Here is a 4843-nt window from a genome sequence, read left to right as displayed (position 1 = left end):
GATCAACCGGTCGCACACAAATGACAGTGTGTGCATGAGACCCGGGATGGTTCAGACTGCGATGGCGATGGTGGTGCGCTTCATGTGTGTTCCCCTCCAATGTGGGTTCGCGGGCCTGTTCGGGTCCGTTGTCCCTGAAACCGTGTGTGCCTGTGTCTCGTTCGGCGCCCTGTTGGTTACGAACCTAGTCGATCGGTGCGAATCCTTTGTCGTGCAGTCACGGTGGGAAGTGGTAGTCAGTAGTGGATGGTGTCGAGGAGCCACTGGTCACCACCTTTGGTGAGGGTCACCCAGACCGTGGTATCGGGTGTGACAGTGCTGGTTTCGTTTTCGGTGATGGCGGTTTGGTGGATGCTGGCGACTCGGTGGATGAGGGTGTCGGTGTCGGGTGGGCAGCCGGAGCATCCCAGGGTGACGTCGGCGACCACTTTGGCGTTGTCGGAGGCCCATTGGTTCCACTGTGCTCCTGGTCCTCGTTCGGTGTGCGTGTCGACGAGCAGGGTCTGCGCCAGGGGGTCGGTGAACCATTCCCGGGCGCGTGCGTATCCGTCGGTGGGGCTGCGGTCCGTTGACGGGTACCAGGTGAACGCCACGGAAAGTGCCTGGCGAGCTGTGTTTTCGGCTCTCTCCGTATCCGGATCTTCGGTAACGTCGATTGTTGTCGGGCCCGGCGAAGTCGAGATGGTCAGCGGCGGCGGAGCTGATGTGGTCTGTTGGGCTGTCTCGGTTCCGGTCTCGTTGCTCCGACCGGAGAGGAAGTACACCAGCCCGCCGACGAGGACGACAGCGACGGCAAGCAGAACCAGCTTGCGTGCGTTGCTCACAGAACCCTCCTGGCTTTCATATCGCTCTGCAGTGGAGCTTGTTTGACGACTTCCCCGGTGGTGGGGGCGTGAATCATCTGGCCTCCGCCGATCGCGACGCCGACGTGCCCCGGGCCTGTTCCGGCCCACGAACCGAACACCAGATCCCCGGCTTGTGCTTGGTCGATCGGGATCTCGACGCCGACGGTCCACTGCTGTTCAGACGTCCGGGGCAGGGTGATCTTGTTCCCGCTGCCCTTGTAGATGGCGTAGCTGGTCAGTCCGGAGCAGTCGAATCCACCGCCCGTGGTGCCGTTGATGTTGCCGCCGCCCCACACGTACGGGGTGCCGAGGAATTGACGGGCAGCTTCGACGACCTGCGATCCGGACGCCGAACCGGGCGAGACCACGAGTTCGCCGCTACCACCGGGTGCAGCGAATTCTGCTTCGTATGCAAGGACTTTCGCGACGTAGGGCTGTGTCTGGGTGGTGTAGTCGCCGCCGCTGGGCATTCCGCCCGCATTCTTCACTGCGCCTTCGCCCGCGTTGTAGGAAGCGATGTAGAGCGATTTCGGATCGCCCTTGACCGATCCGTCGGCGATCCATCCGTCGACCTGGGCCGCGATGGCGCAGAAGTATCGGCCCTGAGCCATGATCGCATCCCCGTCGTCCCAGATCGAGATCTTGCCGTTGGCGTCGTCATCCTGGCTGTAAGAAGCAAATGTTCTCGGCATGAACTGCGTGACACCTTGCGCTCCGCTGCCGGAGGTCAGTCCACGGACCAGGCCGGATTCGGCTTTCGCATCTGCCGCCAGTAGCGAGGGCTTGATCTGGGGGCAGATCGATCCGGCTTTGCGAAACCACGGTTCCATTTCCGGAGGAACGGAACCGGCTTTGAGATCACCGCCACCTGCCACGCCGAAGCCTGCGCAGTCGATCGACGATGACGAGGCGGCCAGCTCGATGGCAGGAGCATCACTACCCGCTTCGCCGGCGGGGGAGGGCGCTCCGCCTAGCTTGGTCATCGGATCGACAGCGGTTCCACCCTGCAGCCGCCCCCCGTCCCAGTATTCGAAATGCAAGTGTGCGCCGGTGGATTGGCCGTTGTTTCCGATGTTCGCGATATGGTCGCCGGCCTTGACCTGCTGGCCTTCCGTGACAAGGACACCGTCGTCGAACATGTGGCCGTAGACGGTGCTCACGGGTTTGCCGTCGACGAGTGAGTCGAGCACGATCCAGTTCCCGAACCCGGATGCGGGGCCGGCCTTGACCGCGATGCCGTCGAGTGCCGCGTAGATCGGTGTCCCGACGGGGCCGGCGAAGTCGACGCCTTTGTGTTCGGTTCCCCAGCGAGGCCCGAACGGGGACGTGAACGTCGTCGTTCCGTCCTTGGTTGGCTGGGTGATCGGCCCCGATGCTTTCAGTTCGGTGTTGCCGGTCGCCGAGGTGGCTTTGTCATCTCCTTCGCTCGACGAGTTTCCGCCGCAACGGTTGTGGGGGATCACCGGCTGCTGGGTGCATCCGGAGAGCCCCAGGATCGCGGCGGTGGCAGCGGTGACCATCAGGGCCACCGCTCCACGGCGGCGACTCACAGCGTTCCCGGGAGCGGTGTGTCGAGGTCGGGAATCGGGATGGGGCCGGGGACAGGAACAGGGGCCGGCTCGAGGTCCGCCGAGGGAACAACGACCGAGCTGGTCGCAGTCGGCTTCGTGGTCGAGGTAGTGCTCGGCGAGGTGGTCGATGTCGGAGCCGTGGTGGTTGTGGAAGTTTCCGAGGTCGGTGCGCTCGCGAGGGAAGGTACGCCGAGCTTGCCGATCTCGCTGCGGTCCAGGGTGGGCAGCGGCGTCTGGACCTGCCACGTCGAACCCTTGTCAGTGTCCGACGCTTTCAGGGTGATCCGCAGATTCCCCGCCTGCGTCGGGACGATGACCTGCACGGCGCTCTCACCGTCGGTGCCGGCCACGATCTCACTGCGCGTCGGGCCGGTGATCGCGACCGGTACGAGCGGGCGGGCGTTCACCACCGTCACGCCGGGCGCTTCGACAGTGTGCACGCCCAGCTTGGTCTTCCATTCGCTGTTCGAGAGTGACTGATCGACGTAGACGTGCGCGTAGGCCATCGCTGTCGCCGGTGCGCTCTCGGCTACCGACGCGGTCGACTTGCCGGCAATGGAGGATTCGGTCACTTCGGTCAACTCGTAGCTCAGACCCGGCGCCGCAGATTCTGCGTCCGTCGCAGTCGTCGAGGCGGCGGCCGGGATCTTCGAGGCAGTGTTCGACGGGGTCGGGGACTGGCCGAACACTGCTCCCGCTACGAACAGCACCCCGAACGCGGAGACGATCGTGATCGTCAGATTGGTGCGCGAATACAGCACCCACCGCCGGATCGGTGCGAGTACGGGATTGGCTGTGCTGGAGGACATCAGCTGAACCTGTCGGTCGAATCGGACGAAGTACCTGTAGAGGTCAACGACGGCGTCCACAGTCGTGCCGTCGACCGCGGAGGAGTCGACGAGCTCGAGCGCGTCGCGCCCGAACGGGGTGTCGTCGACCCGGTGGAGTCATCCCGCGAGGTCGGTGTGAACACTTTCATCGGCGCGATACTCGACCGCGGGCCTCCGTCCCATGTCTCACTCACCGACGACGAGCTGCGCGGCGAACCGGCTTCGGTTCCGACCAACTGGCGAGCGAGTGCCTGGCCTCGATTGGCGGCGGCACCTGCGGTTTGTGGCCGATCGGCGACGGGTCGCTTGAGGCCCGTAGAACTCTTCGCGGTACCGGCGAGGCTTCGGCGCCGCACGTCGTTCTTGCGGGAATCCGTCAGACGCTGTTGACGATCCATCGTCTTACGCGCGTCGACGCGCGACTTGTCGACCTCGTGGCGACGTCGCTGATTCAACTCGCGCCCTTCCGGACGCACTGGTGTCACCGAATCCTTGTCGAGGTCACCACCGCGTTTGGTCGCCTTCCGAAGCGCGCCGACACCTTCCTCGACCATCGACGCCGCGGGACCGCCCACGACGGCGCTGCCGGCCTTGAAGAACTTTTGCTTCATCGACGTCTGAGCGTGACGAGCCTTGCGATTGAGTGCGCCCGCCTGGTTCTGGGTGAAGGTCTGAGTCATCCGCTTGAACGGCCGCATGATGAACCAGCACACCGCCGTCAAGATGACCATGAACCACAGCCGCCACGTGCCGTCGACGAGACCGTTGTCGGTGTCGTACAGCTTGACCAGCGCCATCAGATACAGCGCGATGATGACCGCGCCGGCCACGCCCCACATGTAAGCGGTGGCGATCATGCGGCACACGCGCGAAAGGGTGCCGCCATGTGCGGCGGCGATCGGAACCCAGATCGGTGCGAACAGAATTGCGAGCCGAATAGCCAGTAGCGCAGTGAGTTTGAGTACGGATGCGCCGGTCCAGAGGATGGAGGGCATGGCGAGTTTGATCATCGCCATGAACCCTGTGCCGGTGCGTCCGGAGTCTTTGCCCTGGAATTGGCCGTACGAGAGGTTCAATCCGTCGAGTTTGTCGATGATCTCGTCGTTGAACTTGGCTGCTTTGTCTTCGGCAAGCTTGCTCGCGGCTTCGTTGTCGCCGGCCACTTCTCGCTGCTCCGCGTACGAAAATGCCAGGGTGTCGCGGAGCTTCGGTCCGAGTTGCAGGTCCTTGTCGTTGAAGTTCGTGCCAAACCATCCTTTGCGCCAGTCCTCGAGGAAGATCTTGTCGATCAGCACATTGCGGGGGTCTCCGGTGTTTCCGGCCACGGACAGCATCTGATCTTGTGTGTCGGTGATGACCGATCCGAAGGTGTCGTCGGCGACCTGGATGGCCTTTTGCGGTGCGCCGACGAACAGTGCTCCGATGGCCATTGCAGCGCCGGCGATCGCGACGGTGCGGGTCACGGCCGCGGCATTCGATTTGAGGGCGTTCCAGATGATGATCGTGGCGACCACCATCAATGCCACACCCAGCCACGTTCCGTGGCTCTCCGCATTTGAGCGGGGCGTGTGCTGATTTCATGCTGCTGGTCTCTGCC

Annotated in this window: 4 protein-coding genes; all 4 read right to left on the bottom strand. The window is 63.7% G+C overall.

The genetic code is table 11. The annotated features are described in order from the left end of the window. Positions 1-236 precede the first annotated feature (236 nt). The 4 genes from H7C86_RS37830 to H7C86_RS36480 are packed head-to-tail and all read right to left on the bottom strand — an operon-like array spanning position 237 to position 4763. A complete protein-coding gene (locus H7C86_RS37830) occupies positions 237-824 on the bottom strand; it encodes a hypothetical protein (RefSeq protein WP_259349438.1) in 588 nt (195 codons plus the stop codon). Continuing rightward, positions 821-2395 (bottom strand): peptidoglycan DD-metalloendopeptidase family protein, encoded by a 1575-nt coding sequence (locus H7C86_RS36490; RefSeq protein ID WP_182263474.1) that lies wholly within the window; start codon positions 2393-2395, stop codon positions 821-823. Before H7C86_RS36490 ends, H7C86_RS37830 begins: the two co-directional genes overlap by 4 nt. Next, positions 2392-3225: a hypothetical protein gene (locus H7C86_RS36485; RefSeq protein WP_182263473.1), complete on the bottom strand. Its 834-nt coding sequence runs from the start codon at positions 3223-3225 to the stop codon at positions 2392-2394. Before H7C86_RS36485 ends, H7C86_RS36490 begins: the two co-directional genes overlap by 4 nt. Then, a complete protein-coding gene (locus H7C86_RS36480) occupies positions 3225-4763 on the bottom strand; it encodes a hypothetical protein (RefSeq protein WP_259349439.1) in 1539 nt (512 codons plus the stop codon). The genes H7C86_RS36485 and H7C86_RS36480 overlap by 1 nt, the downstream gene beginning before the upstream one ends. Positions 4764-4843: the final 80 nt, after the last annotated feature.

Origin of the sequence: Rhodococcus sp. UFZ-B548, from assembly GCF_903819475.1 — a bacterium.
GTDB lineage: Bacteria > Actinomycetota > Actinomycetes > Mycobacteriales > Mycobacteriaceae > Rhodococcus_F > Rhodococcus_F erythropolis.
This window is presented reverse-complemented; position numbering and strand designations above follow the sequence as displayed.

What these genes read in the sequence shown, in the direction of transcription:
- H7C86_RS36480 (WP_259349439.1), bottom strand. Translation starts at nt 4,763, where the DNA reads ATGGTGGTCGCCACGATCATCATCTGGAACGCCCTCAAATCGAATGCC.
- H7C86_RS36485 (WP_182263473.1), bottom strand. Translation starts at nt 3,225, where the DNA reads ATGTCCTCCAGCACAGCCAATCCCGTACTCGCACCGATCCGGCGGTGG.